This window comes from Phyllobacterium calauticae (assembly GCF_019991125.1).
GTDB lineage: Bacteria > Pseudomonadota > Alphaproteobacteria > Rhizobiales > Rhizobiaceae > Phyllobacterium > Phyllobacterium calauticae.
Map to the genome: position 1 here is coordinate 777,575 of NZ_JAGENB010000002.1, position 26,122 is coordinate 803,696.

24 protein-coding genes and 3 pseudogenes are annotated in these 26,122 nt (G+C 57.0%); 11 read left to right on the forward strand and 16 right to left on the reverse strand.

The genetic code is table 11. The features are described 5' to 3' along the window. Positions 1 to 121: 121 nt before the first annotated feature. A complete protein-coding gene (locus tag J1W56_RS09680; RefSeq protein WP_223613072.1) occupies positions 122 to 1,009 on the forward strand; it encodes a LysR family transcriptional regulator in 888 nt (295 codons plus the stop codon). A gap of 254 nt (positions 1,010 to 1,263) precedes the next feature. Here the strand turns inward: J1W56_RS09680 and J1W56_RS09685 are convergent, their stop codons facing one another. Continuing rightward, positions 1,264 to 1,626 (reverse strand): ribbon-helix-helix domain-containing protein, encoded by a 363-nt coding sequence (locus J1W56_RS09685; protein ID WP_223613073.1) that lies wholly within the window; start codon positions 1,624 to 1,626, stop codon positions 1,264 to 1,266. A 26-nt stretch (positions 1,627 to 1,652) separates the two neighbouring features. Next, positions 1,653 to 2,210, reverse strand: a complete 558-nt coding sequence (locus J1W56_RS09690; protein WP_223613074.1) for a DJ-1/PfpI family protein — start codon at positions 2,208 to 2,210, stop codon at positions 1,653 to 1,655. 854 nt (positions 2,211 to 3,064) lie between these two features. Between J1W56_RS09690 and J1W56_RS09695 the strand changes: the two are divergent. Then, positions 3,065 to 3,418, forward strand: a pseudogene (locus J1W56_RS09695) (acyl-CoA thioesterase); the annotation flags it as partial. Positions 3,419 to 3,831: 413 nt separating this feature from the next. After that, a complete protein-coding gene (locus J1W56_RS09700; RefSeq protein ID WP_223613075.1) occupies positions 3,832 to 4,245 on the forward strand; it encodes a hypothetical protein in 414 nt (137 codons plus the stop codon). Between the two features lie 20 nt (positions 4,246 to 4,265). Here J1W56_RS09700 and J1W56_RS25965 read toward each other — a convergent pair whose 3' ends face one another. The 4 genes and pseudogenes from J1W56_RS25965 to J1W56_RS09715 all read right to left on the reverse strand — a co-directional run bounded on the left by J1W56_RS25965 (position 4,266) and on the right by J1W56_RS09715 (position 7,083). Beyond that, positions 4,266 to 4,388, reverse strand: a complete 123-nt coding sequence (locus J1W56_RS25965) for a hypothetical protein (RefSeq protein ID WP_264319127.1) — start codon at positions 4,386 to 4,388, stop codon at positions 4,266 to 4,268. Between the two features lie 16 nt (positions 4,389 to 4,404). Then, positions 4,405 to 4,635: pseudogene (locus tag J1W56_RS09705) on the reverse strand (transposase domain-containing protein); the annotation flags it as partial. Positions 4,636 to 4,751: 116 nt separating this feature from the next. Next, a complete protein-coding gene (locus tag J1W56_RS09710) occupies positions 4,752 to 5,630 on the reverse strand; it encodes an MBL fold metallo-hydrolase (RefSeq protein WP_223613076.1) in 879 nt (292 codons plus the stop codon). Then, positions 5,623 to 7,083, reverse strand: a complete 1,461-nt coding sequence (locus J1W56_RS09715; protein ID WP_223613077.1) for an aminotransferase class V-fold PLP-dependent enzyme — start codon at positions 7,081 to 7,083, stop codon at positions 5,623 to 5,625. The genes J1W56_RS09710 and J1W56_RS09715 overlap by 8 nt, the downstream gene beginning before the upstream one ends. A 135-nt stretch (positions 7,084 to 7,218) precedes the next feature. Here J1W56_RS09715 and J1W56_RS09720 point away from each other — a divergent pair, with 135 nt between their 5' ends. Then, positions 7,219 to 7,728, forward strand: coding sequence for an Lrp/AsnC family transcriptional regulator (locus J1W56_RS09720; protein ID WP_223613078.1), 510 nt, complete (start codon positions 7,219 to 7,221; stop codon positions 7,726 to 7,728). 146 nt (positions 7,729 to 7,874) lie between these two features. Here J1W56_RS09720 and J1W56_RS09725 read toward each other — a convergent pair whose 3' ends face one another. Then, positions 7,875 to 8,681 (reverse strand): YdcF family protein, encoded by an 807-nt coding sequence (locus tag J1W56_RS09725; protein WP_223613079.1) that lies wholly within the window; start codon positions 8,679 to 8,681, stop codon positions 7,875 to 7,877. A 210-nt stretch (positions 8,682 to 8,891) separates the two neighbouring features. Between J1W56_RS09725 and J1W56_RS09730 the strand changes: the two genes are divergently transcribed. Continuing rightward, positions 8,892 to 9,773: a DMT family transporter gene (locus J1W56_RS09730; protein WP_223613080.1), complete on the forward strand. Its 882-nt coding sequence runs from the start codon at positions 8,892 to 8,894 to the stop codon at positions 9,771 to 9,773. A gap of 253 nt (positions 9,774 to 10,026) precedes the next feature. Beyond that, a complete protein-coding gene (locus J1W56_RS09735; protein WP_223613081.1) occupies positions 10,027 to 10,464 on the forward strand; it encodes a VOC family protein in 438 nt (145 codons plus the stop codon). A gap of 249 nt (positions 10,465 to 10,713) precedes the next feature. Here J1W56_RS09735 and J1W56_RS09740 read toward each other — a convergent pair whose 3' ends face one another. The 9 genes from J1W56_RS09740 to J1W56_RS09780 form a co-directional block, all read right to left on the reverse strand. Then, positions 10,714 to 11,436, reverse strand: coding sequence for a cytochrome c biogenesis CcdA family protein (locus J1W56_RS09740; protein WP_223613082.1), 723 nt, complete (start codon positions 11,434 to 11,436; stop codon positions 10,714 to 10,716). 10 nt (positions 11,437 to 11,446) lie between these two features. Beyond that, positions 11,447 to 11,851: a thioredoxin family protein gene (locus tag J1W56_RS09745; protein ID WP_223613083.1), complete on the reverse strand. Its 405-nt coding sequence runs from the start codon at positions 11,849 to 11,851 to the stop codon at positions 11,447 to 11,449. Between the two features lie 25 nt (positions 11,852 to 11,876). Then, positions 11,877 to 12,548: an NrsF family protein gene (locus J1W56_RS09750; RefSeq protein ID WP_223613084.1), complete on the reverse strand. Its 672-nt coding sequence runs from the start codon at positions 12,546 to 12,548 to the stop codon at positions 11,877 to 11,879. Then, a complete protein-coding gene (locus tag J1W56_RS09755) occupies positions 12,545 to 13,207 on the reverse strand; it encodes a sigma-70 family RNA polymerase sigma factor (RefSeq protein WP_319025533.1) in 663 nt (220 codons plus the stop codon). The genes J1W56_RS09750 and J1W56_RS09755 overlap by 4 nt, the downstream gene beginning before the upstream one ends. Positions 13,208 to 13,286: 79 nt before the next feature. Next, positions 13,287 to 13,715, reverse strand: coding sequence for a DoxX family protein (locus tag J1W56_RS09760; protein WP_223613085.1), 429 nt, complete (start codon positions 13,713 to 13,715; stop codon positions 13,287 to 13,289). An 83-nt stretch (positions 13,716 to 13,798) separates the two neighbouring features. After that, the gene (locus tag J1W56_RS09765; protein ID WP_223613086.1) at positions 13,799 to 14,602 is read right to left on the reverse strand and encodes an HvfC/BufC N-terminal domain-containing protein; all 804 of its coding nucleotides are present in this window, start codon (positions 14,600 to 14,602) and stop codon (positions 13,799 to 13,801) included. Continuing rightward, positions 14,586 to 15,476, reverse strand: coding sequence for an MNIO family bufferin maturase (bufB, locus tag J1W56_RS09770; protein WP_223613087.1), 891 nt, complete (start codon positions 15,474 to 15,476; stop codon positions 14,586 to 14,588). The genes J1W56_RS09765 and bufB overlap by 17 nt, the downstream gene beginning before the upstream one ends. Positions 15,477 to 15,540: 64 nt before the next feature. After that, positions 15,541 to 15,885, reverse strand: coding sequence for a BufA1 family periplasmic bufferin-type metallophore (locus tag J1W56_RS09775; RefSeq protein WP_223613088.1), 345 nt, complete (start codon positions 15,883 to 15,885; stop codon positions 15,541 to 15,543). Between the two features lie 187 nt (positions 15,886 to 16,072). Continuing rightward, on the reverse strand, positions 16,073 to 16,294 hold the full coding sequence (locus J1W56_RS09780) for a GDCCVxC domain-containing (seleno)protein (protein WP_223613089.1): 222 nt from the start codon (positions 16,292 to 16,294) through the stop codon (positions 16,073 to 16,075). A 164-nt stretch (positions 16,295 to 16,458) separates the two neighbouring features. Between J1W56_RS09780 and J1W56_RS09785 the strand changes: the two genes are divergently transcribed. From J1W56_RS09785 to J1W56_RS09800, 5 genes and pseudogenes are all read left to right on the forward strand, one after another. Further along, a complete protein-coding gene (locus J1W56_RS09785; protein ID WP_223613090.1) occupies positions 16,459 to 16,860 on the forward strand; it encodes a MerR family transcriptional regulator in 402 nt (133 codons plus the stop codon). Between the two features lie 11 nt (positions 16,861 to 16,871). Beyond that, positions 16,872 to 17,084: pseudogene (locus J1W56_RS26135) on the forward strand (Chromate resistance protein ChrB); the annotation flags it as partial. Between the two features lie 75 nt (positions 17,085 to 17,159). After that, positions 17,160 to 17,978 carry a class I SAM-dependent methyltransferase gene (locus J1W56_RS09790; RefSeq protein ID WP_223613091.1) on the forward strand — a complete coding sequence of 273 codons (819 nt, stop codon included), beginning with the start codon at positions 17,160 to 17,162 and terminating at the stop codon, positions 17,976 to 17,978. Between the two features lie 563 nt (positions 17,979 to 18,541). Continuing rightward, positions 18,542 to 22,048, forward strand: a complete 3,507-nt coding sequence (locus tag J1W56_RS09795) for a hypothetical protein (RefSeq protein ID WP_223613092.1) — start codon at positions 18,542 to 18,544, stop codon at positions 22,046 to 22,048. A 12-nt stretch (positions 22,049 to 22,060) separates the two neighbouring features. After that, positions 22,061 to 26,089 carry a hypothetical protein gene (locus J1W56_RS09800; RefSeq protein ID WP_223613093.1) on the forward strand — a complete coding sequence of 1,343 codons (4,029 nt, stop codon included), beginning with the start codon at positions 22,061 to 22,063 and terminating at the stop codon, positions 26,087 to 26,089. Positions 26,090 to 26,122: the final 33 nt, after the last annotated feature.

Consider the following 26,122-nt stretch of genomic DNA (forward strand, 5'->3'; position numbering starts at 1 on the left):
TTGGTTTGCGGGAAGACATGCGCCAGCGGCGACGTTGCCTGAAAGGGACATTGCCGTTCCCGGACGCGATGCGGTAGTGTCCTTTTATGGTAAGCTGTGTCGCGAAATGGGGAACGCTGAATTGGATATCGAAGAGCTAGAGACATTCGTCGAAGTTGCTGACGCTGGGGGCGTTTCGCCCGCTGCGCTCCGTCTCGGCGTCTCCAAGTCGATTGTCAGTCGTCGGCTCTTCCGGCTTGAAGCGGAACTTGGCGTCCAGCTTCTTGCGCGAACCACCCGCGGGGCTGCTCTCACGGAAGCCGGGGCCACGTTCCGAGACTATGCAGCAAGAGTGTGCGCCGAGGTCGACGCGGCCAAGGAAGCGGTCCTACCCGCCGGTGACCTTCGCGGTCGCTTGCGGGTTGCTGTGCCGCATTCTTTCGGATCGACCCATTTTGCTCCCATCCTTGCGGAAATGGCGCGACGCCATCCCCAGCTCCAAATCCACACCTGCTACAGCGATCGCTTCGTCGATCTCATCACAGAGGGTTACGATTGTGCGATACGGGTTGGCTATCTTCAGGACTCCAACTTGATCGCAAGACGCGTCGGACCGATCCATGGGAAGTTCGTCGCGAGCCCTGACTATATCAAGGTGCATGGGTCGCCCGAAACGCCGGAGGAACTCGTCGCCCACGAGGCCCTCATGCAGGGCACCGAAGCCTGGCAGCTCATGGATGGCGACAAGATCGTCACGGTTCGTCCGCAGGGGCGCTTTAAGGCCGACAACGGCACTGCTCTGGTCGCCGCCGCGGCGGCGGGACTCGGGATCGCTTACCTGCCCGATTGCCTTACCCATGACTACATTGCCTCCGGCGCGCTCGTGCCGGTCATGACGCATTATCCGCCGCCTCCGGCAGGTGCCTATGTCATTCGCCCGCCAGGTCAGCATCCCGCACGGAAGATACGGGTCCTCACCGAATTGCTGATTGAGTATTGCGAACCTGCTCAGCACCCTGCGGGCGAATGATATAGGCACCCGCCGGCGTGGTGCATTCGACTATAACGGTCTGGATCACGAAGGGGATGACGAATGCCGAGCAAGAAGCATTGGCTGTTTGGCCGCCTCCCGCCAGTTCAAATCATTTAGGCAGGAACTGGCTCCCCGCTGACCGAGGTCAGTGATTTAAGACAGTTGGTGACAAGCTGTACGCGCGCATTTCCTGCTCTTGGCTGCGGCGCTACCAGCCCCATGACGCAATCGGCAAGCGTGTCGTAAGGAGTTCAATTCATGATGGTATTGCGCCGGGCCGTTTCACGGGCAAGGATTTCACGGGCGGCGTGGTCCGCAATTGGGATGTTGAGGTCTTGTGAGATTTCGCCAGCGGCAATCAGGGCATGGTAACGCGCACAGCATACACGCAGGAACGATGTGAAGTTGCCGAGGTCGTGGTCAGCATCCATCGCCTCATGCCAGAGCCTCGTGATGAGTTGCGCGACGGTCATACCGTCGCGCTGGCCGATCTCGGTGAGCGTATCCCAGAAATGGTTTTCGATCCGGATCGAGGTGGCGACCCCGTCAATGCGCAGGCTGTGCGTACGGCTCTGCCACTGACTGGCATCGGCCTTGATGAAGAGCTCGCACATCGTAAGGACCTCCCGTCTTCTGAATGTCAGAGGATCGCCAGAAACTGCTTCAGCCACGCCGGATGGGCAGGCCATGCAGGTGCTGTCACTAGATTGCCATCAGTGACGGCCTCTGTCACCGGAATATCGGCAAAGGTGCCGCCTGATGCCGTCACTTCGTACGCGCAGGCAGGATAGGCCGAGCAGATCCGCCCCTTCAGAACGCCGGCAGCGGCGAGCAATTGCGCACCATGGCAGATGGCGGCAACGGGTTTCCGGGCTTCGAAGAAGTGCTGCACCATCTTGATGACGTCCGGGTTCATGCGCAGATATTCCGGCGCGCGACCGCCGGGAACGACCAGCGCATCATAACGTGCGGGGTCGACGGCATCAAAATCCGCGTTCAGTGCGAAATTGTGGCCGGGTTTTTCCGAATAGGTCTGGTCACCCTCGAAGTCATGAATCGCGGTCTTGACCGTATCGCCGGCCTTCTTGCCGGGGCAAACCGCATCAACGCTGTGGCCGGTTGCAAGCAGCGTCTGGAACGGGACCATGGTTTCATAGTCCTCGGTGAAATCGCCGGTGATCATCAGGATCTTCGCCATCGCATATCCTCCCTTGCTGATGGATGAGGCGGCAAGGATAGGCCGTAAGGCGAGAAGGCAGGTGTTAACCCGATACTACGGCAACACTCGACGTGTCCCGCTCGGCCATTACTGTCGGGCCTCACCAGCCCGAACATGCGATTTTGGTCATTTGAAAGAACAGATGGCGCGCTCCCCGCTACCGCATTTTACGTTGTGGCTGCCCATATATGCGCCGGTAAATGTTCTGCCGATCAACTGGTCCGAAACATGTGACAGCAAGGTTGAAATGTCGCTTGTTGTGCAAAGTTAAAATGTCATCCTGACAGATGCCGAGGCTCGTCGACGGGCAGGGCGGAGACCTCGATATCGCAGCTCTGCCCGGCGACGGAGAATAGATCTGTGGCAGCCTGCTCCCGTAGTCTGCGCTCCCTTCGTTCCTCGACCCAGCTGTTGCGCCGCGACGGTTTGCGTGCGCGTTTTTGATAGGCGATACGAAGAGTACGGCTGGTCGCAAGGCGGTTTCGTTCTGGTTGATCCCACCAGTGGCTCCCTATCATCAGACGAGGCGACCAAATGTGTGCTTGCAGGTTTTGACTACCTGCTCGGTGTGCCCATCGCCAATACTTTTGACTTTCACACTTTCCCATCCCCTGAAGTAAGTGCGGTTTTTCTCGATTTCCTGCGACAATGTTCTTACGAGGGTAAAACTGATGTGTTGCCAAAGCGAACGTCAAGGCACGGCATTACGACATTCCCATCTCTAAGCTGCATACAGGAAGAGATTGATGTAGCGCTCGTCTCGAACCAACGCGGCGACTAGGTATGTTGAGAGGCTGGAGGAGTAAATGACACGCTTCGACGAAGTCCCGATTGCTGCCAAAGGCGTGACATCCGTGGCAGTCCGATATTTCGGTGGTGATGGTCAACCTCTGGGCTTGTGCGAAATTGACCTGCAGACATTCATCCTGGCAGTGGATAGACTTGTGGTAGAGGGGTGCCGACAAATCGCCGTCGTCGGGACGTCCAAGGGGGCCGAAGCTGCGTTGCTGACGGCAATCCATGATCACCGCATCAATACAGTCGTTGCAATCAGCCCATCATCGGTGGTTTGGGGGAACACAGGGCCAGGGCGGGACGGGGATACGTGGCCGCAGCGCTCGTCATGGATTTACAAAGGAAAACCGTTACCGTTCATCGCTAGCGATCCCTATTGGGTGAGGGAGTACGTAGCCACCCGCTGAACACCGCAGAGGTTTTGGCTTCACCGGGAATAATGATCAATCGCTCTGATCGCGATGGATTGTGATGAGTTCCTGCAACTGCTCGATGCCGAAGCGAGACAGAGAGTCCCAAAGCTTCCAAGAAGTCAGTATCGGTCGGCCCCATGCTGGTCACTCTGGTGGATCCCAACACTTCAAGAGAGGTAAGACCAGCATTGTGCATCTTTATGTGTAGATCTGAGGGCAGTTTTGCAAGCCGTTTGACACCCTGACGACAGATATGGAGGATCACGTCGAAAGGCAGATCATGCCGCTGTGGCTCCATGGACAAACCCTGCCCTCGCATTCTACTGTGGCGGTCACGGGCACGCACCACATGAGTCGGACGTGGGCCGCGGTTTCAGTCCAAAGGGAAAAACATGCGCATTCGGTCGATGATGATGGGGGCAGCTGCCTTGGTGGCGGTTGGAGCGTTCGCTGTGCACGCGCAGGCCGAAGGGTTCGAAAACATCGTGCTGTCCGCAAGCAAGGACGCGAACGAGACCCAGGCGACATTTGCGCCGGATACGGCCAAGATCTTTCTCTCCGCCGACCTGACCGACGAGGTGGCCTCGGGATCAAAGCTAACCGTGAGCTGGATTTCGGTGGATTCGGGCGGTGTCGCGCCGGCGAACTACAAGATCGACGAGGCCAGCTTCGAAATCGGCAAGATCGAAAACCATATCGACGCCTCGCTTTCCAAGCCGGACGCCGGCTGGCCGGTCGGCACCTATCAGGTGCAGATCGCCGTTGACGGCACGATGAAGGAAGCGGTCGACTTTTCCGTGAAGTGACCGGCGCGCGCCAGGTGGCCCTACTCCATGAGTAGGGCGTCGCCGCCCGCCATCGACAATGGCGCGAGAAGAACGCGCGCCGGATTTACTTTCAATGCGGGCGCGCCATACTGGCCCAGCCCATTGAAGACAGTATTCATCATGTCGACAACAGCGGCGGGATTTGGCGGGCTGCCATTTCCATGGGAGCAATTGCTCCAGTTTGGTGACGGTGATTTCGGCGATACGCGCCAGGACACCGGCAAGCCAAGCCTGCGGATCGACGTCGTTAAGCTTCGCCGACATGATGAGTGTGGCCATGATGGCGGCGCGATCCACGCCCCGATCGGATCCGGCGACGAGTCATGCTTTTCTGCCGAGAGCGAGGCCGCGCAGCGCTCGCAACGCAGCCATGCCTCGAGCTCGTGGATGTTACCTTTGCCGTAAGGGTTCTTAACAACTCTTCATAGTGGATTGCAGCATAGGACAATTCATCAGCTGTGCCGCCGGCGAGCACGACATGACAGTCAGCCCCATGGTGTGCCTTGAAACGCATTCATCGGCAGCTTGAGATAGCGTATGCCGTTCTCTTCCAACTCTGGAAGTCGGCTGCCGTTGATGTTGACCTGCAAGGCGTGCAGGATGAGTTTTGGCATTGGGAGCGTCCGGTCTCGGTTCTCGCGCATCAAGACAAAGTCCTCTTTGTTTGGTGAGCCTTTGAGATGGATATTCTCAGCTTTCTGACGGTCGACCGTGCTTTCCCATAGGGGTTGCCGTCCACCTGGCTGATAGTCATGCCCGACAAATATGCGCGTGTCTCCGGGCAGGGCGAGGATTTTCTGGATACTCGCCCATAACGTGCCTGCGCTTCCGCCTGGAAAGTCCGCACGGGCTGTGCCGCTGTCGGGCATGAAAATCGTATCGTGCACGAACGCCGCGTCGCCGATCGAATAGGTTATCGATGCAAGCGTGTGGCCCGGCGAGAACATGACGCCGGCTGCGATGCTGCCGATGGAGAAGGTGTCGCCGTCAACGAACAGCCGGTCCCACTGACTTCCATCGATGCGCAAATCCGGCCAATTGTAGATCTGCGACCAGATCTTCTGGACATCGACAATTCTTGCGCCAATGGCGATTGGCGCACCCGTAATCCCTTTGAGATAGGCTGCAGCCGACATGTGGTCGGCATGCGGATGGGTATCGAGAATCCACTGAACATGCAGATCTTGCTCACGGACAAAGTCGAGCAGCAGATCGGCATTGCATGTCGCTGTCGTGCCCGACTTCTCATCGAAGTCGAGGACCGGATCGATGATGGCGCAAGCCCTGGTCTTCGGATCGCTGACTACGTACTGAACCGAAAATGTGCGCGGGTCAAAGAAGGCGGTAACGTCGGGCCTATGCATGGACAGCGTCCTGAAAATCCGGGACACGCGGCGAGAAAATCGCGCGTGCCGGATCGAATGTGTAGAGCGCTTCAAATGAAGGAGCATCGCGCGCCAACTGAGCGACAGATTGCAGGATGAAGGAGACTTTTTCATCTGATAAAAGAACGCTCAGATTGAGTCTGGTAAATCCGGGCTTCTCGATCTCGTTGCCACTGAGGATCGCCAGCCGCATCCGTTGCGAGGTGTCGGCATCAATCGACAGCAATCGGTGCACATAGGGCCCCGCGCAGGCGCATCCTCCCCGGGCCTGGATGCCGAACCGATCACTCAGCAGCCGCGTGATCAATTGCTGGTGGACATACCCGCCTTTAGCGTTTCTGATTCGGAACGAGAATATCGGAAGACGTGGGAGTAGGCAGGAGCCGAGCAGTTCGATCTCTGGAACGTTCTGCCATGCCGCAAATGCCTTTTGCGTCAGCGCATCGTTGAGCCGCTTGATGTCATCCAATCCGATCGCCTGTTTGACCAGAAAAGCAAGTGCCGCTCGAATGTCGCCGATGACGTTGGGCGTGCCCGCTTCCTCGCGCGCTTCAAGGCTGTCGCTGTAATCATGGCCCGTTGGCGAAACGAATTTCACGGTGCCGCCACCTGGCCAAGAGGGCTTGCTTGCGGTAACGGCATCGTGACGAACAATCAGGATACCTGTTGCTCCCGGCCCGCCAATAAATTTATGCAGCGATATGACAATCGCGTCTATCTCGACGTCCGTTTCGGGGCGCATCGAGATTGGCAGGTAAGGTCCGGCACCGGCATAGTCCCAGACGATCTTTGCCCCTGCCGATTTGGCGATCTTCGTGATTGCCGCGACATCGGTCATAATCCCTGTCACGTTGGACGCGGCCGAAAAAGAGCAGACTTTCAGATCTGCCGTGGCGCTCTCCAGCGCTTTTGTCAGAAGCACGGGATCCGGGCCGCCGTCGACACCTTCGGCGATTTCTATGATCTGCGCGCCGCTTTCTCGCCATGGCAGAATATTTGAGTGATGCTCATAAGGTCCGATGATCACGCAAACCCGCTGGCCCGACGCAACTGCCTTGGAGACACCAAGCAAATTGACAAGCCGATTGATGCCGGCAGTTGCTCCGGACCCTGCAAAGATGACTGCGTGGTTGTGGTCTGCATCGCAGCATTCCGCGATCACTGCGCGCGCAGCCCGGCGCAGGCGTGTCATCATGCCTCCGCAGTAGGAGGCCTCGGTATGGCTGTTTGCATAATAGGGCAACACGTCTTCGAGGATAAAATGCTCGACCTGTTTGAGTGCCCGTCCGGAAGCGACGTAATCGGCATAGACGAGATCTTGCAAGCCGAACGGCCCGTCGACTTTGGCCTGCGAACCAATGAGACCCTCGCGTAGCATGACGACGGGATCGGCCACATCGAGGCTACTTCGGAATTTGGCGAGAACTGCCATTGGGACTGCTGATTGGCGAGTATTGACTGGCTCTTGCACTGTCGGTCTCCAGATAGGATTTGACAGAGATTATATTCCCCCTCACTCTTCAAATCCTCACCGATTTTTTGACAACTTGGAGATAATACGGGTAAAATGATCGATAAATCCGAGAAAATTGATGATTTTGATCTGAAAATTCTGACTTGCCTTCAACGAAACGCGGTCGCATCGCAACGTGATTTGGCCGATCAGGTGGGGCTATCGCAAAATGCCTGTTGGCGGAGGCTCCAACGGCTTCACGCTATCGGCATGGTGCGAGGCGCACACGCTGACATCAATCTGGAGGTGCTTGGTTTCGATCTGATCGTGATTGTCATGATCCGCACGCGCCACCACTCCAAGGAATGGTCTGATGATTTTCGCAAACACGTCGACCAGTTGCCAGAGGTTATCGATTTTTACCGAATTGGCGGGGATTGGGACTATTTGATCAAGGTCGCAACCCGTGGGATGTCGGGCTATGACGCTTTTTATCAGAAACTTATTACAAACTTCGATTTGGCGACCGTAACGGGCTATTTTTCGATGGAAGCCATTATCAACAATCGAGCGGTTGATCTAACTCGTGTCCGCCAAAGCGACAAGAGTCGTTTAATTCCGTAAAGCGTCCAGTGAGCCATACATCGGATAATCTGGAAAAACCGCCCCGCGAAGCACATTCGTTCAAGGCCCCATCAGCTTGAATCCAGGAAAAACAGGCGCGGAAGCATAGGTTCCTCTATCGCAGCCAATCGAGACCGCGATCGGATCTACACCGGGTTCCGAGGGGACGGAAATAACTCCTCGGTCAAACCAAGGACACGATAAACAAACAACCCCAGCCATTCATGCATCGCAAGATCAGATGCGGCAAGACCTGTGGCAATGGTCGAAACGGGTCTGAGCCAATCTGCACTTCCGCGGGTGCGATAATCCACGGGATAGGGAGTTATGTTCATACCGGCAGCACGAAAACACGCAACGGCCCGTGGCATGTGGCTCGCCGAAGTCACCAGCAGCCACTGTTCCCCTGGCTCGGCTTGAAACGCCGCGGCGGTTTCCGATCCGTTTTCGCATGTGTTGCGCGAAAGCTCCTCAATGCTGATGCGGGTTTCAGGTAGACCGATAGAGACAAGTACATCTTTGGCAATCTGCGATTCCGTCGGGGAGTTGTCGTGGACAAGATGATTGGCACCGCCGGACAGCAATACACGCGCATCAGGATGAAGCCGGGCGAGTTCGGCCGTTGCCGTCAGCCTTTCGGCTGCCTCGTTCAAAGCGGGGCTATGATGTCCGGCTGTTATGTGTGTGTCGACAGCGCCTCCGAGCATGATGATGCCGGCAACTGGGCCTGTAATGCTGGGTTGTGGAAAGCGGTTCTCAAGAAGCAGTAGGGCTGCTGGTCCTGCAGGAGACCAGCCAAGGATTGCAAGTAGCGCAACTGACATCACGAGAAATGACAGACCTGTCCTGCGAAACCCTAGGATCAGGGCGAATATGCCCGAAATACCGAGAAGCCCGATGATGTTGGACGGCAGGACCAGGTAGCCCGCCACTTTGGAGATCAGGAAGAACATTTAAGGCCCCGGTGTTCACGGCATGATTGCTTGTGTGCGTGATGTGTGCAGCATCATGCGCTTATTGTCCAACGGAACGACGGTGATCGATACGGAGCAAGAGGAAGCCATATTGGGCAACGAGAAATCCAATTTCAAATCTCATTGTTTCCTGACACCAGGATGTCAGCAGTGGGCCTATATTGTTTCTGTTCAATCAAAGGCGGATCGATGAGTGCGGCGGGATATCGACTGGGACTGGTGTTTGTTACAGGCTCTGCGGTGGCTTGGAGCACGGCAGGGTTTTTCACACGGCTTATTCAACTGGATAGCTGGACGATGCTGGCGTGGCGCGGCATCTTCGGCGCGATTGCAATTGCATTGGTGATTTTCGCGTTGGAAGGTCGAAAGAGTTGGCTGGCGTTTCGAACGATGGGTTTGCCGGGATGGATGTTCGCGGCCGTATCCGCCCTTGGAATGATCTTTTTCATCACATCGCTCAGGCACACGACCGTCGCCCATGGCGCGGTCATTTACGCCACGGTTCCGTTCGTTGCCGCGGGTTTGAGCTGGCTCGTTCTGAATGAACAACCCACACGCAGCGCCATCATTGCAAGTTTGTTTGCCCTTGCCGGTGTGGCGCTGATGATGGGATTCGGCGTGGAAGGCGGACTGTTCGGCGACGTCCTGGCATTTGGACTTACCGTCTGTATGGCCATCATGATGGTTATCGCGCGGCGGTATCAGAATATCCCGATCATGCCGGCCGCCTGTCTGTCGGCTTTGCTCAGTGGTTTGGTGTGTTGGCCGCTCGGTGATCCGCTTGTCATTACCAGTCATGAGCTTTTGATCCTGGCTCTGTTTGGTGTTGTTAATTCAGCCATTGGTCTTGCGCTGTTCACACTGGGTGCCCGGCATCTTCCGGCAATCGAGACGGCCTTGATTGGATCGTTGGACGCTCCGCTAGCGCCGCTCTGGGTTTGGCTCGCATTCAATGAAACGCCCGGTGCAAGCACGATAATGGGCGCGCTGATTGTCTTTGCTGCGGTATGCGTGCACCTGATTGCCGGAACACTCAGACGAAAAACGCAACTTGAACCTGCCGTATTTTGAAATCTGTGATCGCTGTTGCTGCCAAGCGGATCGGAATTGCGGATGACGACCGGGGTCCGTTAAAGATACAACAAGACAAAGCGAGGGGAAATCCAATCCAAATGCCGAATTCTGATCTTTCCTGTTGATTTCCACGCGGAACTGAGCCGGGCTTCCGTCAGGATGAACCAGGTACGTTTCCACGTGAGCCATTAAGCCAGCATAATCCGGTGTGCGCTTGCATAAGGGGGGCAGTTATCAGTAGATTGCGCGCATGGCACTCAAACGAATGGACAACATAGGAATCGTCGTCGAAGACCTCGAAGAGGCGATTGATTTCTTTCGCGAGCTCGGCCTCGAATTCGAAGGTCGGGCCACGATTGAAGGGGAATGGGCCGGACGTGTCACTGGACTGGGGGATCAGCGTGTCGAGATTGCCATGATGCGCACACCGGACGGCCACAGCCGGCTCGAACTTTCCCGCTTCCTCACGCCGCCCGTCATCGCGGATCATCGCAATGCTCCGGTCAACGCTCTAGGCTACCTCCGCGTCATGTTCACCGTGGACGATATCGACGACACGCTTGAACGGCTCCGCAAGCGCGGCGCGCGGCTTGCAGGCGAAGTCGTCCAGTACAAAGACGCGTATCGGCTCTGCTACATCCGTGGGCCTGAAGGACTTCTCATCGGACTTGCCCAAGAACTCAGCTGAGCGGGCACGTTGCAATTGTGCACGCCAACCAGGCCATCACCGAAACATTGGTCTTTTTGCACAAAATGTCGGCTCTTGGCGGCGGCATTGCCGCTCAGGCGAAACATCCCGATACGCGTTTTCAGATGCGTTTTTTACCCGGAGGACGCCCGGATTCAATCCACTGTACGCGCGCTGAGGGGCGCTGTGAGTGCGTTCCACCGATATCACCTCAGCTTCGGCCAAGATACAGAGTGGAATGTCCGTCAGTCAGAAATGGGTTGTAAGTTGGGTAAGCCAAACAGGTGATACCTCGACCAGCAGGGTCTCCATCCTCTTGTCCAAGCCACTCAGGATAAGAAATCCGATGGCGAAGAGCAGAGCGCCCAATATGGCTTTCCCTCGTTGACCGGCGTGCAGGAGCTGGTTGCGCCACCGGAGCATGCGATCCCGGGAGACAACTCCGAGAAGAAGCAAAGGCAGGGCCGCACCGATACCAAAGGCTGTCATGACGCTTGCCACCTGTCCGAGATCCTTACCCTGTGCCGCCAGCGCGGATGCAGCACCAAGCGTCGGACCGACGCAGGGTGTCCATACCGCACCGAGCAGCAGACCAAGGGCGAACTGCCCCTTTAACCCGGTTGCAGAAAATCCACCAAAGCGGCGATCGGCCCAGCCGCTAATCGGGCCCCCTGACACGGCGAGTTGAGTCTGGAATTTGGGAACCATGAGGACCAACCCGACTGCCAACAGGAGCAGGGCGGCAAAGTCCTGAAAGGCTCCGGTGTCCAACCCGATTGCGAAACCGATCGTTGCGACAAACAGCCCAATGCCAACGAATGAGATGGCTAGGCCCGCAGCAAGCGCGACCGGACCCAACTTGTGCTGGAAGACAGCTGCGCCAATGACAAGCGGCAAGAGTGGCAGAACGCAAGGCGACAATGTTGAGAGGATACCAGCCAGGAACGCAAACAAGGAGCTGCCAATTCCCATTGCACTATCCTCACTTCATTGCCGTTGACTGAATGAGAGCTTCTATTGAGCCCGGATTCGTGTCGCCGACCGACCGAGCGGTCTCCACCTTTCCTCGGAACGCGATCAAGGTGCTCTGGCTCTGCGCATGAAATTGGCGGACGACCGATTTCTGGCTGTCGAAATCGACCTCGAAAATCACAAGGTCCGTGTTCACCGGCTGCTCTGCAAGCCTGTCGATGATCGGCTTTTGGGCCTTGCAGGTAGGGCACCATGTGGCCGAAATATCCACGAGAATGCGTGCACCGCTTTGCTGCGCCGCTTTGAAGCTTGCTGTATCGTAGGACTTTCGATCAACTGCGCCCGCCACGGATCCAGCGGCCCATGTCGCCAATAACGCCGTGAGCAGGGAAATAAGAAACAGTCGTCTTTTCATGATTATCTCCATCATCTTCCGGGGTTCAATCCTGTGGTGACAAGGTGCGCGGAGCCACCCATCGGAACATTCTTCGACCGAACAGGCCGCCGAGCCCTATCAGCAGGACCGCGGTGCCCAGGTTCCACATCAGGATCATCATGGTGGCATCGATGACGTGAAACAGCGACAAAGCTGTCGCAGTGATCGCAGCCACGGCAAGACTGCCCATCAAGGTCGTGACTGTTGGCCGGAGCGGAGCCGCGTAGCGGAGCATCACGAGCATTGTCAGCGACAAAGGCAAACTGGTCAGGACCAGGGTCGCGAAGCAATCGGCCGCTTCCCCAAGGCTGATGCCATCGGGACTGATGCTGATCCACCGGACGAGACACTGGTATCCAATATTCGACAGCCACAACACCACGGCCGGCAAAGGAAGGAGCAGCCAGAGCCGGGAGCGGTCCGGCAGGCTCAGTTCAAAGGCAGCAATGGCAGCCGATATGCCGGTCAAAAGGGACGCTGCCATACTGACCGCAAAGATAGGGTCCCGAAGACGTTGAACGAGATCGGGCCGAATCCCTTGACTGACAGCAATCAACGCAAGCAACACAGCGGCGAGCAAAAGCCAGCAGGCCGCACGGATCGCCGGCGGCCGCAGTCGCCGGACCGGCGCCATGTTTGATGCTAGTGTCGCGATGAGATCCGGAGTCTTGATCATATGTTCTTCCAATCGGCCAGCTTCTTGCGCAGGTTTTTCAGAGCGCGATGCGTGGCGACCTTCAACGAAGCGATGGACATGCCCGTTACCATCGCGGCCTCTTTCAGCGACATTTCCTTGAGCTTGAGCAGCCGGATGGCCTGCTGTTGCGTTGGGGCGAGAGTGCCGATTGCACTTTCCAATTTATGTCGATCCGGCCTTACGTCCATGTTTGCTCGGGGCTCGGCCAAGGCTTGGTGCGCTGCAGTAAGAGATACCTCGTTGGCCTTTACGCGGCCCTGACGCCTTAGCCGATCGATAAAACGGCGATTGGCGATCGCGACCAGCCACGGTCCAAATGGCCGTGCGGGATCATAAGCATGGCGAATCGAATGCACCGTGAGCAAAACATCCTGAACGGCGTCTTCAATGTCGCTTTGATCGCGATGTCGCCGGGCTGCAAGTGAGCGAAGATACGGTGTTATCGCCTGCAACAGCCGAAGATAGGCAGATGCGTCACCATCCTGGGCGCGCGCCATGAGGATGGTCCAATCGAGGTCAGGGATACTCGGCTCAGCGTGGCTGAAATCAGGCATTCCGTTATCGCTGTTTCCCACATCGTGCTGTCGTCCGGCGACGATTTTCAATGGCTGAAAGTGGCTGCGTGGTTCCTCGGTCATCGCTGCGCTCCACATGAAGACGCGACTATTGGAGTGGAACCAATGTGGTTGTCGGGGCTTCGGAGACTGCGCGGAGACATTAACCGGCACCTCGCGCTTTCCCCGCGTGATTGAACCGGTCGAGCAGATGATCGAGCGAAATCTTGCCCGGTCCAAGAGCAATGAGGGCGATCGCCAGGGCTGCCCAGGGTAGATGAAAGGTTGCCCAGCCATCCGGTACAACGAGTTGGATCACGGCTGTCATCATCAGGAGGCAGAGGGCGCTGAATCGCGTTGCCAGGCCAAGCACAAGCAGGATCGGGAATGTGATCTCGGCGATCCCGACCAGATGTGCGATCAACACCGGCGCTGGAAAACCATAGAGACCGCCGAAAATATGAAGTTGGAACTCTTCCTCGAAGAGATAGAGCGTACTTGGTGAAAGCGAAAGAAAGCCGTCCCATCGGGTAAGGCCGGACCGAAAGAAGGGCACGGCGAGCGCGATGCGAAGCATAGGCGGTGCTGTCATCAAGGCCACTTGGACGAGCCGCCTGGTGATATTTCGGATGGTCCGCCCGATATCGAAACCGTGGAAGGACGTGCTGACCCCGGTCATGATCGTCCTGCCGATTTTTGCAATGTCGTACTGGTCGAGGGGCTGTAGCCGATAAAGACGCCGGTCCTCATAAGTTCTTCCAGGTTGACCGTCAGATCAAAACCGTGGTCGGCAGCCATTGCGATCTTCAGCGCAGCCAGCACCGACATCCCGTCAGCAAGTGCTTGCAGGAAGTCCAAGCCGCCCCTTGCCAGCAACCGGACTTCGACCTCGGCCGCCGGTCGAACGATGAGTACATCCTCACCAAGCGCAAGGTCGACAGGCGCTGGAACCCCGCCGGCAATGTTCATCCGCCAGATCGTAAAGGCCGGGAATTGCGAGCGGACCAAATGCACCGAAGGATGGGGAAGGAGACAGATTTCTGGAAGAGCATCAGGTGCTATTGCGGCGAGAACCAAAGGATCGAGAGGCGAGGCTTCGGCTGCGTGATATGCCTGCGTCCAGAAGTACTCGATGCGGGCGACGTCGCTTAGATAGGGAAGCGTTGCTGCCGGGGCAAAATCACCTATAAAATCCGGGAAACTGGCACCATAGTCGAGAAGGATTGGCGAGCCTGGCGGCTCGGCAATCACGTAGGTGCGCGCCATCGCCTGAAAGAATGCCTGACCAACGATGCGGCAAATGGCTGGGAATGTCGCCTGTATCGTCTCGACCAGACCAGCCGCGACATTGTTGCGATAGACCGCGAACCGTCGCGCGCTCGGCTCGCCGTCTGGCCCGACAAGGCCGAACGGGGCTGGCCGCTCGGGATCGAGCAACGCGGCCGCGAATTCCTGTTGCCGTTCAGCCAGCCGCAGCATGGTAAAATCCCGTTGGCAGCCCGGTGAACATGATTGCCTCGGCGCGCTCAGCTTCTGCCTTGAGCATGGTCCATGCAGGAATATCCGCGTCCCATTCGATCAGCGTGGGTAAAGGACCGACACGTTTCACCGTGTGTTCGAAAAGACCCCAGACGATCTCGTCGACGGGACGATCATGGGTATCGATAAGAAGCGGCCGCCCCTTGTCGTCAGCCTCCTTCGCATAGCCTGCCAGATGGATTTCCCGCACATGGGCGAGGGGATAAGCATTGATATAGGCGATGGGGTCCCATTCCTGATTGGTCGACGCGACGTGCACGTTGTTGACATCAAGGAGGAGACTGCAGCCTGTTCGCCGGACAATCTCGGCAATGAAGTCGATCTCGGAATAGGTGCTTTCGGCGAAGGCGAGATAGGTTGACGGGTTCTCCAGCAACATCTGTTGCTGAAGGTTCTCTTGAACGTCATCAATGTGTTCGCAAACGCGGGTGAGTGCCTCGACCGTGTAAGGCACCGGCAGCAGATCGCTCAGAAAACCTGCATCGTGCGATGACCATGCCAGATGTTCAGAGAACAGCCCGGGTTGGTAACGTTGAATCAGCTCCCTAACGCGTTTGAGGTGATCTTGATCAAGCGGCCGGTCTGCCCCGATCGACAAACCGACGCCGTGGAGGGACAGTGGATAGCGTTCGCGGATGGCCGAGAGATAGCGGTGCGGCGGACCGCCTGCGCCCATATAGTTTTCCGCATGGACTTCGAAAAAGCCAATATCTGGAGCGGTCTCAACGATTAAGTGGTAATGCTCGGGTTTGAGCCCGACGCCGGCACGCGGCGGAATCAAAGCTTGAGTGGCGGACGGCAACTGATTGTACATGGTGACCTCGTCGGAACCGATTGTCCGGACGAGCGGTGCAAATGCCCGTCCGGTTCAGCCTGTTTCAAGCTTTCGGCGTGAGACTTCCGGTACCCTTCGGTGTATGCATGGTTGTACACGTACCCTTGGGCTCAAGCTTGAAAGCATTTCCTTGATAGTCGGTCGTGCTCGTTCCAGCGCAGGTGGTGCCAGCACCGGCGTAGCAGTCATTGTGGCCCTTGAGGGCCACACCAAAACATTTTTCCATCTTGCCGGATTTGACTTCTTTTGCGGTCATGTCACGCATCTTCATCATGTCAGCCTTGCTCATTGGCCTCATCTCCTCCGCGCTTGCAGATGTGACGGCAAACGAACTGAGGGCCGCAGCGAACGCGCCGGCGACCAGAGCGGATAGCATGCGATTGGACATTTCTGTTCCTCCGATTATGGGTTGGCGGTGGACGATGTGCTTTTGCCCAGCGGGGCCATCGCGGCTCGTCTGATAGGAAGTTCGCGCGGCACGCAAAAAGGTTACTGCCAAATTAAACAAACAGTCTTTTTATCCATGTTCGATATCGGGCGCTCTCAGCCGGTGCCAACACGATCAACAGCATTCCTCATAGGCGAAGTGCCGTGTTTTGTGCCCTGCATATCTCTTGAATCGGCGGGCAGGGCACATCACCGTAGGAGCAGAAGACGCAGCAATCGCCCTCGTTAGGTTTGAGCAGCGTTCCGCAGCCCGTGCATTCGTAGAAGTATCGGCAAGCATCGGTGGGCATTGTCTCGGAGGATTGATGTCCACAAAGCGGGCAGGTAAGGGTCGAGATGACCTGTGTCATAGTGATTGTCCCAGCTTGAGTAATCGGATGCGCCAGTCTTGGATCATACCGCGCTTCCCACTCCCTCCCTGAGGCAGGTGAGCGTCAGTCATGGCTGCTTTCCTCGCAAGATAGGTGTATTCTGAACCCTGTAGCCACTACAGGCTCAAGAGGAAACAGAGGCCATGCGTGATCTGACGATCGGCAAAATCGCACGAGCAACAGGCGTCCATCTGGAAACGGTCCGTTATTACGAGCGTATCGGCCTGATGCCTGAGCCTGTACGGACGGCCGGTGGCTATCGCAGCTATGGTTCCGAGCATGTGCGGCGGCTGTCATTCATCCGACGAGCACGTGAGCTCGGCTTTGGGATCAAAGATATCAAGGCACTTCTCGCCCTGGTGCAGCCGAGCGAGGCGTCCTGCGCCACAGTCAAAACACTGACCTCGGCCCATCTTGATGATGTGCGAGCCAAGATTTCCGATCTCCGCAGACTGGAAAGCATCCTCGCCCGAACGGTCGATCAATGTTCGGGCAGCGTGTCTCCGACTTGCCCCGTTTTGGACATGCTTAATCACATCAACTAGACGCCGATCATGTGCGCGTATCATCAGGACAAGTTCGGCAAGCAACAAGAGCGCGGTTAACACAATCGCTCCCAATCTGCTCTGCCTTACGCTGGATTTCTTCAACAGCCGACAAGTTCACCTATGCCGAACCTGAAGAAAACGACGATGACCTTGAGAAGCTTTGCACATGGCTTGGAAAGATAGAGGCGCTCGACGTCTGCCAATCCCCAAAAGGGGCGGAAGCGATGAATAAGCGCAATGAGTGGGCGTGGCGGACATCGCGATCCATGCTAGAATTCGGCACGATGGAGGTCTCGATGAGCGATACCGACTACGCATTGGGACATGCAGAGGCGGAACTGCGCCGCCTCAGTACTCAGGCTCGGTTGATCGATCCGATCACGCGTCGCTTTCTGGAGGCTGCCGGGATCGCAAAAGGTATGCGCATCCTCGATATCGGCAGCGGGGCCGGCGATGTTGCACTTCTCTGCGGCGAACTCGTTGGGCCCACTGGAGAAGTTGTGGGTACCGACCTTGCTCTTGCCGCTGTTGAGCGGGCAGAACGACGCGCCAAGAATGCCGGTTCCTGCAGAATCTCTTTCAGACAGGGCGATCCGGCTGACCTGAATTTTGACGAACCATTCGATGCGATTGTTGGTCGCTATGTTCTGCAGTTCATGCCCGATCCGGCACAGTCGCTTCGACGGATCGTCCGGCATTTGCGGCCGGGTGGGGTCGTCGTATTCCACGAACTTGACTGGGATGGCGCTCGTTCGTCGCCGCCGTCGCCCACATATGATGAAGTATGCGTGTGGCTCAGCCGAACAATTGAGGCGGCGGGGGCGCAAGTGCGCCTAGGTGCGCGACTTGGTTCTTTGTTTGAAGATGCCGGGTTACCTCCGCCGACCCTGAGGTTGGAGGCGGCCATCTCATCGGGACCACGGGCAGTAAACCTTGTGCACCTTGTTACCGATCTCGTGGAGACACTATTGCCGACCATGGAGAGGCTCGGAATTGTGGCAGCGTCTCAGGTCGATCCCCCCACGCTCGTGGACCGTATTCTTTCGGAGGTCGGTATCGGCGGCACGCTGATCGGGCGATCCGAAATAGGTGCCTGGACCGCCAAGCCGCAGTGACCGCACACGTCTCGCGGCGATCGCTCTCCATACCCTTTCCGAAGCACCCTTTGTTGCACTGTGAACGCGGGATTCATGACCACATTCTGAGTTTCGTTTTAGGGCTCCCAACCCCTGGGAAACCCGTTTTCTCAGGAAATAGCTTTTCCGCTAAGCCTTTGACTTTGCTGGCTCGAGCACGGAACTTTGGCACCTAAATGCAGAGCTTTGGGTCTCCCACCAGCTTATTTTATGATTGTCGACCCGATGCAGCAACAGAGGCTGGCTGCAGCATAAAGGTTTATATAAACGCTGTCAGTGAGGGATAGTATTCAGTGAATAGAACGTGACCAACGTGATGCGCAACGCGACGGATTGATTGTTTCGCTGCGTTCAGAAGTAGAACTTGGCGTCCGGTCAATCCTTCACGGTTTTGTAAACTAACTCTATGCGCCGTGGCAGATATTGACGTTTGAGTATTCTGCAAATGGCTTAGCCAATATTTCTTAGCGCTTTCTGTATGGATAACTTGAAGAAAAGAGCGCATGTTTAGGCCAGCAGAACCTCCAGGGGGGAGAGTTTCAATGGCTAGTCAAATCAAAACAGTAAAACTGGTGGAGAGCAATTCTTGGTTGCTTGGCGCTCGTGAGTTGAACCCCATCATCGCGGGGTTGATACCGGGACTGATTGATCCAGTCCCAATTCAACTGCGTTTTTGGCGGGCGGATGATCTCGTTATATTGACGCTTAAGCTGTACAATCTCGCAATCACAAGCGCAGCAGGCGGACGTAGAATTGCTCCGCTTGATGGCAAAAAGCCTGCTTTTCTCGCCGTCTGCCATCAACCGCAAGCGTTTGCGGAAGAAGTATTCGCGGATGTATCGCTTGATGAGACACCAAGCGCGCTCGCACCGAATGATTTGCCAGCAGCGCTCCGGTTGGCAGGACGGAGCCGGGTTGTCTATCAATTCCCGAGCGGAACCACCGACTGGGACGCCTCGGCCGCCGGATTTCTCGATGCCATGACGTCCTGGCCGCTTGCGCGCGTGCCGCTGAGTCCGCCGCGTCTCTCCTTTCTGTCTCCATCGTACCGGGTAGTGCTCTCTTCATTGGCTGCAATAAGTCGAACTGCTCCCGTCATGAAGGCAAAACCCGATTTGGCCATCAATATCGCGCGCACGGTGCGTCGTGCTGCTCAGAACGCCGATGCTCTCACGACGCAATCTGTACGCGAGGCGGCGCTGCATGTCGGTGCCGTTGTCGAGAGCCTGCTATCCGGCCGGGGTATCCGTGCATCCGACGTTCAACAGGCTCAGCATGCGGCGGAGTTACAACTCGTGGATGCGTTCGCAGAACGTTTCGCGGGTTCGAACGATGTCGGTTCCCTGGTCGGAGTCATTCCTGGGCTATTGCTTCTCTTCTATCCCAGGCAACCCGCTTACAATCAGACGGCGCTCGAAATTCCCTATCGGCTGTTGTTGTCGCCGATAGAGGATGATGTTGGCTTCTCTCATGCGCAAAGCCCCGTTGTCAGGGGCGAGAAAAACCGGCGTGTCGAACTGTGGCACAGCCGGCTTGGGGCGACCCAGGGGGCAAAACGCGTTGATGCGACGGAAAACCCCATTTCAATCTCTGCGATCTGGAGCCCCGATTTCCCGAATCCTTCCGCTAGCGAGCCGCCTTTTCAGATGTCACTCTCGGGAGGTGATCGCGCAGACCTCGTTCGGCTGACGGCCGACGAAACGGCTCTGTTGCCCATTTCGAGCAAACCCTATCAACCTATTCCTGCTTCTGCCCATCGCTTGATGCTCACGTCGCTTGGCGGATGGCTGGATGTTGACGGAACCTGGATGACGCGGCCTGTCGGACCGAATGGGTTGCCGCTTTCGCTCATCAAATGGGTGCACCATGCTGCGATGGGGCGCGACTATGCCGTCGAAGTCCTGCGCGTGGGAATGCTGATGCCGCTTGGGCATCGTGCTTCGGTGTTGAAGATTACCGAGCGTAGATTTCAAACGGGCCCTGACGGTGGCCGTATCGCCGTGCTTCGCCAGAGGTTGCGCATTCTGTTGATCGAATCCGTTCGGGCATATCCCCTGCCGGGGCAACCTCACGCAGGACGGGATTTCCCATTCACGTCTGTTGAAATCCTCACCAAACAGACTCCGAATCTCGCGCCCCCTTCGGACCAGGAGGATTTTTGGCCCCAGATTGTGGTCGCTCCCGGGAAACAAGAGGATTTCCGTTTTACAATCAAGGCGGTAGATCTGGGAGGGAACGTTGCCCGCTTTGATCTGCCGCTTCACTTCGTTTCCGAAGCCAAGCCAACTGCTGGCGCAGCAGGTCAATACAATGGCCCCGACCAAGCGGTTCCCGGCCGGACGTCGGCCGATTTGCAGAAACAATTGTTGCAGCTGGCACCTGGTCCAGGGTCGGTTACTTTTCCGATTGATGAATTGCATTTCCGCGTGAAAGACGTGCCCGGCTGGAAGGGTGGCAACGGTCCACGTTGCTATCCCCTGATTGCGACCGTGCGTCTTCAGTCCACCGAAATCGCGCAAATGACCGGCGGTGAAGGGCTTGGAAACTTCGAGTATGCCGATCACTATCTGGGTGCAGGATTTGGCGGCTCCAATGCCGGGAAATTGTTCCTTGCAGCCAAAGACATGTCGTTGGTTGCAGATCTTGGGGGCGGCGGAAGATCGGACAAATCCGGTGGCTTCGTCCAACCGACCTTCGGGGTTGTCGGCCTGTCACAGGAGTTTGGACATGTCGGAGGCACAGCGACGGGAGACTCCGCGACATTTGCCGGCGGCAGTTTTCAGCCGGACAAATGGTTTCCATCAGCCAAAATCTTTGGCGGTATCGATCTGAAGGATCTGCTCGTGCCGCTGGTCATGAGCGAGGCCAGCCATATTCCACAACTCAAAACAACACGCACGAAGGAACAGGTTGAAACCAGCTTCGAGCACCATGTCGCAACGCTTCCCGACAAGGTCCTTGTCTTGAAGATGAATCAACGTGGCACATCCACCTTTGACGTCAAGGCGGCAACCATAACCTATCTGCAAGTCGCAAAACCCAAATCCGCGGCAGATCAGGTGGGTTCGGGGCCAGGCAGTTACGCCCGCGACGCCGGGTTGAAGGACCCCGAGGCCTACGTTGAAGCCAAGCTCACATGGTTCAAATTCGACTTTTTCGGAGCGATTATCGTCAGCTTCGATTCATTCAGCTTCAAGGCGGGCACCGCGAAGGGAATGGAACCTGATCCCAAGCTGGCTGGTACCGATCCAATCATGTTCGGTGGCCCGCTCGCTTTTCTTGAAACGCTGCGCCGATCCGCGTTTGGCGGCTCCTCATCCGGAGGTGGTGGAGGCAGTGGCGGCGGCGGCGGTGGCAGTGGCGGTGGAAGCGGCTCTTCCAAACCCGGTTTTGGCTTTAAACCGATCATAAAACTTGAGAACGGTGGCTTGACGGTTGGCGGAAAATTCGGTGTTCCGAGCGTCGTTCTGGGTGTTTTCACGCTCAAGAACATCATGATTTTTGCGGCGATTCAGTTGCCGTTCGACGGCCGTCCGCTCGTTTTCAAATTCGGTTTTGCCGAAAGGCAGAATCCGTTTCAGTTGACGGTCGCTCTTTTTGGCGGCGGCGGTTTTGTCATGCTCGGGATGACCTCCAAAGGTATTCAGGAAATCGAGGCTGCACTTGAGTTTGGCGCTTTTGCTGAACTTGATTTCGGCATCGCCTCCGGTGGCATCTATGTGAAAGGCGGTTTGTACTTCCACTGGAACGAGCCCGATCGGCTTACGGTGTTCAAGGGCTATGTTGAAATGGGCGGAGAGGTACAGGCGTTGGGCCTTATCTCCGTGTCGATCATCCTCAACTTGTCCCTTGGATATTACAAGCAAGGCACCACGTCCGTGGTCAAGGGCCAGGCCGTTTTGACCGTCGAAGTTGATATTGCTTTCTTTTCCGTCAGTGCGAGCGTCGTTGTTGAACGCAGTTTTGCGGGCTCAGAATCGGATCCGCGTTTCATAGACTTCGTACCTACCCCTGCTGTTTGGCACGCTTATGCCAACGCTTTTGCCTGAGGAGGTCCCAAAATGGTCGATCGCACACAACAGTTGATCTGGACGGCGCTTCCAAACGGCACCACAGCCGATCGCAAGAGCCTGCGCCTGTCCGTGCTCGTATCTCCCCGCCTTGTGACGACGGCAACGCCCGGAGAACCATTGAAGCTGTTTCCTGATTTTCTGGATTGGGCCGCGCGGGTTGCTGCCGCAAAGCTCGCTGTACGATTTAACGGCAACATTACCGAGGCCGTCTTCGAGACGTTGCCGGAGGTCAATGTGCAGCGACGCCTGTTTGATGAGAAGACATTCGTTCGCGCTCATCAGTTTGAGGACCGTCAGAATACGAGCGTTTTAACGTCACCAGCCGTGGCGCTCGCAAAGGATATTGCCGAGATTTATGGCACGATGGCGGCAAAATGCGAAGATGAACTCCCGTCGCGTCTTTCATGGTTCGGGCTGCTTGAAGGTATAGGTGGTAAAGGTGAGCCGCGCGCGGCCGACGTTTTCAGGCTATTGCGGTCTCGCCGCCGCGAGCGAATCCCGGCGAACCGATCTCCACTGAACGGTACGCGGTTGGGGCGCTTTGCCTTGGCCAACGCGTATAACACGCCGCTATCCGGACTTCGGACAGACACGAGATTGAAGGCCGGACCAGACGATCCTCGCGAGGACGTCTCATGGCAGACACATGATTTGGTTCCTCTGCCAGATCCTGGCGCTTTCCGGGAGGATATTGATTTCCACCGTATCGTCTCCCTTCTGTCGCATCATCCCAGACTTCTGCGCGCGAGCGGTTTTCGACTTGACCTCTTGCTGCCGCGCGATGTTTTCCCAAGGGATGTCGACGACCAGCTGGAGCTGATTGTCGATTGGAAAAAAACCAATTCGGTCAGCACATTGCCCGACATCTTTCCCGCCACGCGTACAATCTTGCACGATGACCGTTTCGCGCCAGCGCCGCGCCCTGCGGGCACCCCCATGGTCAGTGACGGATACGTCTTGCTTGGGGACAGCAGCCTTGTTGAAGTGGATGTCAATGGATCGGCGCTCAAGGTTCGGCAGTTCGCCATCAACATCGCCAATACTGACCGGCGCGAGCTGGAGATTGGCAACCAGTCACTCGACGGCCGGGATCCGGTCGCACCCGAGCCCGACAGGGCTGGCGCCCCGGCACTGCGGTCAGGCGGTATTGTTCTTGCCAGTGACGGAACGGGCTATGCCCTTGAGGAGGCCTTCGATCGGTCCACCAAAATACAGAGCCAGCTTGCGACCAACCAACCCATCGTGCTGTTTCAGGAAGACTTGTTGCGTGGCGTGCGGGCCGACGTATCGACGGGAGGAGGGACCTGGCGCTCACTCTGCCGGCGCGTCAGCACCTATCGCTTTCTCGTTGACAATTCCACATTGCAGGTTGCCGATGAGGAAGGAAATGTGCGCTTGGCCGCATCAGGGTCTGCGGACGGTTCGGAACCTGATCTGTTGAAGGTCGATGCGGCGATACTTAGCTGGGATGGATGGAGTCTGACAGCGCCGCGTCCTGGCCGCGCGATTGATCCTGCCGATAAGGTTGGTGATCCGGAAAGCCTTGCGCCGCCCGGCTTGCCATTGGAGGTTGACCATGTTGCCACAGCAAGGTCTTTGCCGTCGTTGCGGTTCGGTCAAAGCTACCAGGTCAGGATGCGCACTGTCGATCTTGCGGGCAATGCGCGCCGGCTGGACGAGAATGCAACGACGTTGAACGGTGTCGAAACTCCGCCAACGGTTTATTATAGATTCGAGCCGGTTGAGGCTCCGAACTTTGCTTTGGTTGGCGCACCGGATCTGCTTCCACCGTTACACGGAGAGAGCCTTCAGGTTGCGGCGATCAGAACGTTCAATGTGACGGAAGGCGATAATGCGGTACCAACCGCCGAAGTGACCTCCCGCCATGTTGTGCCGCCGTCGGGCTCTCAACGCATGGCAGAATTGCATGGCATGCTGGATACGGGTGGCCGGTTGGATCCGGTATCATACAATCTTCTTGTCGCTCGCGATGGTGAGCTTGCTACTCTTGCCGCAGATGCAAGCGAGCAAAGATTCCCCGTCGCTGAAGCGGTGTTTACGCTGCCGTTTCTGCCTGACCCGCTGTCCCGTGTTTGCCGCGTGCGCATTGCGGGCTATGGCGACGGCAGTACGGAAACATTGGAGGTTCCCTTTTATTCGCCTGGATCGGCATGGCCGGATGCCAGCTCTTTTCGGATAGCAATCGGCGAGGGGCCGCGTGGTTCAAATTTTGATCCTGCCCAGCGGATATTGTTCGTCCCGTTGGAGAAAGGCGAACATGTGCGTGTGCGCCTCAGCCATGCACTCGAACGCAAGGATCTTGCGCTGCTGGGTATTTATCAGTGGGGAATCGAGCACGCAAAGCCTGATCAACAACTGGCATTGGAAGAGCGCGCGGTTGAGGGGCGACACTGGATGTTAACGCCGTGGCGCGATCTGGACCTCGTTCATGCGGTCCAGAAGCCGCTTGTGCGCCCCGCGATAGAGTCGCTGGTGATCGGTCGGGCAGTTGGCAAGACAGCGTGTGCAATTGGATTCGCAACGCCCGTTGACAGCCTCAGCACGGAGAAGCTGGATCTTTCCGGTCACTGGCTTGATCCGGTCGATGACGTGACCGAACCATTGCCGCGTTGGCATGTCGGTGGTGGCCATGCCGCTGAACTCAAACTTGCGCGGCTGGAGGCACCCGGCAGGTCTCCTGCAGGGCACCGCGTTTTTCTGAAAGATGAAGTTGCGCACACTTTCCCCGATACGCGTTATCGCCGTGTCGGGTACACCCTTGCTGCAACAACACGCTTTGCACAGTTCATGCCGGAAGCGCTTCGCGAACCAACGCATGCCGCCGATTTGATCGTAACGTCCGACGAAGTGATCGGTTTCGTGCCGAACAGTGCGCCACCGCCAGCTCCCGATATTGTCTATGTTATCCCGACTTTTGGCTGGACCCGGGTAACCGACGGCAATGAGCAACGCAGTTACCGGGATGGTGGCGGATTGCGCGTCTATTTGAGGCGACCCTGGCTGGTAACCGGCGCAATGGAGATGCTTGGTGTGATCTTGCCTCCCACAGGAATGGCTGCAGCGGAGGTTGATACAAAACTTGGAGGTTTTGTGACGCGTTGGGGCGGTGATCCAACTGCTGAAAACAACAGCTTGGCAGATGGATCACCGGCTCGCAGCCGGTTTCCGGCAGCAGTTTATCAAGGCCCGATCGCACCGGATCGTCTTGATCCGATATTTCCGAAATCGGAAGGTGAACTGCCCGCCGCACAACTTCCGGTCACACAGCTGCCTATGCCGGGCACCCCGGCAGATGTACGCGTGGAGGTTGCTCCGCATTTGGTGGGTTTTGACGCGGAACGTCAACTTTGGTTTGCAGACATCGTCCTTGATCCCGGGCTCAGCTACATGCCCTTCATTCGGCTGGCGCTCGCACGGTATCAACCGATCTCTGCTCCCGGGGCGCATCTGTCGCCATCCGCCATTGCAGAGATTGTCCAGCTTACCAATGATCGTTTGGCAACCCTGGTTCGCAAGGATGCGCTTCATTATCGCGTTGGATTGTTCGGAATTCCCTTCGTCGGCGTGTTTCAGAAGTTCGGCGCGCGACGCCGGCAGGCTCGTTCTCAAATCGAGGTTCTTGTCGAACGCCTGGAAAAAGCAGCAGACGAAGATTTCGGTTGGGAGCCGCTGCAAGGCGCTCAGGTGGTCAAGGTGTCTCAGCGCCAGGGCACTAAGGTCGTGAGCCGCAAGCGCGCTGCGTCTGCGGAAACCCTGCGTCAGCAGAGGGATTTCCTGCAGTTGACAGCAAGCGGCAACCTGTTGTCAGGACTCCTCATGCCGGAGATCGCAAGCTATGACGTCATTCTGCCCCGCGCTGCAAAAGATGGCGAACGCTTCCGGCTTGTGATTGCCGAGCGCGAACCACGTCCCACCGATCAACACGAGGCAATTGGTGACAACGGAGCGCGCGAATATCGGATCGTTTATCTCGAGATGTTCGCGCTTCAGACCTAGTTCCCGGATGATAGGCGAAAACGGCAGTTGAAC

Bases quoted from the DNA above. Each gene is read 5' to 3' on its own strand.
- J1W56_RS09685 (WP_223613073.1), bottom strand. From the start codon at position 1,626: ATGTGCGAGCTCTTCATCAAGGCCGATGCCAGTCAGTGGCAGAGCCGT.
- J1W56_RS09690 (WP_223613074.1), bottom strand. From the start codon at position 2,210: ATGGCGAAGATCCTGATGATCACCGGCGATTTCACCGAGGACTATGAA.
- J1W56_RS09700 (WP_223613075.1), top strand. From the start codon at position 3,832: ATGCGCATTCGGTCGATGATGATGGGGGCAGCTGCCTTGGTGGCGGTT.
- J1W56_RS25965 (WP_264319127.1), bottom strand. From the start codon at position 4,388: ATGATGAATACTGTCTTCAATGGGCTGGGCCAGTATGGCGCGCCCGCA.
- J1W56_RS09710 (WP_223613076.1), bottom strand. From the start codon at position 5,630: ATGCATAGGCCCGACGTTACCGCCTTCTTTGACCCGCGCACATTTTCG.
- J1W56_RS09715 (WP_223613077.1), bottom strand. From the start codon at position 7,083: ATGGCAGTTCTCGCCAAATTCCGAAGTAGCCTCGATGTGGCCGATCCC.
- J1W56_RS09720 (WP_223613078.1), top strand. From the start codon at position 7,219: ATGATCGATAAATCCGAGAAAATTGATGATTTTGATCTGAAAATTCTG.
- J1W56_RS09725 (WP_223613079.1), bottom strand. From the start codon at position 8,681: ATGTTCTTCCTGATCTCCAAAGTGGCGGGCTACCTGGTCCTGCCGTCC.
- J1W56_RS09730 (WP_223613080.1), top strand. From the start codon at position 8,892: ATGAGTGCGGCGGGATATCGACTGGGACTGGTGTTTGTTACAGGCTCT.
- J1W56_RS09735 (WP_223613081.1), top strand. From the start codon at position 10,027: ATGGCACTCAAACGAATGGACAACATAGGAATCGTCGTCGAAGACCTC.
- J1W56_RS09740 (WP_223613082.1), bottom strand. From the start codon at position 11,436: ATGGGAATTGGCAGCTCCTTGTTTGCGTTCCTGGCTGGTATCCTCTCA.
- J1W56_RS09745 (WP_223613083.1), bottom strand. From the start codon at position 11,851: ATGAAAAGACGACTGTTTCTTATTTCCCTGCTCACGGCGTTATTGGCG.
- J1W56_RS09750 (WP_223613084.1), bottom strand. From the start codon at position 12,548: ATGATCAAGACTCCGGATCTCATCGCGACACTAGCATCAAACATGGCG.
- J1W56_RS09755 (WP_319025533.1), bottom strand. From the start codon at position 13,207: ATGACCGAGGAACCACGCAGCCACTTTCAGCCATTGAAAATCGTCGCC.
- J1W56_RS09760 (WP_223613085.1), bottom strand. From the start codon at position 13,715: ATGACAGCACCGCCTATGCTTCGCATCGCGCTCGCCGTGCCCTTCTTT.
- J1W56_RS09765 (WP_223613086.1), bottom strand. From the start codon at position 14,602: ATGCTGCGGCTGGCTGAACGGCAACAGGAATTCGCGGCCGCGTTGCTC.
- bufB (WP_223613087.1), bottom strand. From the start codon at position 15,476: ATGTACAATCAGTTGCCGTCCGCCACTCAAGCTTTGATTCCGCCGCGT.
- J1W56_RS09775 (WP_223613088.1), bottom strand. From the start codon at position 15,885: ATGTCCAATCGCATGCTATCCGCTCTGGTCGCCGGCGCGTTCGCTGCG.
- J1W56_RS09780 (WP_223613089.1), bottom strand. From the start codon at position 16,294: ATGACACAGGTCATCTCGACCCTTACCTGCCCGCTTTGTGGACATCAA.
- J1W56_RS09785 (WP_223613090.1), top strand. From the start codon at position 16,459: ATGCGTGATCTGACGATCGGCAAAATCGCACGAGCAACAGGCGTCCAT.
- J1W56_RS09790 (WP_223613091.1), top strand. From the start codon at position 17,160: ATGAGCGATACCGACTACGCATTGGGACATGCAGAGGCGGAACTGCGC.
- J1W56_RS09795 (WP_223613092.1), top strand. From the start codon at position 18,542: ATGGCTAGTCAAATCAAAACAGTAAAACTGGTGGAGAGCAATTCTTGG.
- J1W56_RS09800 (WP_223613093.1), top strand. From the start codon at position 22,061: ATGGTCGATCGCACACAACAGTTGATCTGGACGGCGCTTCCAAACGGC.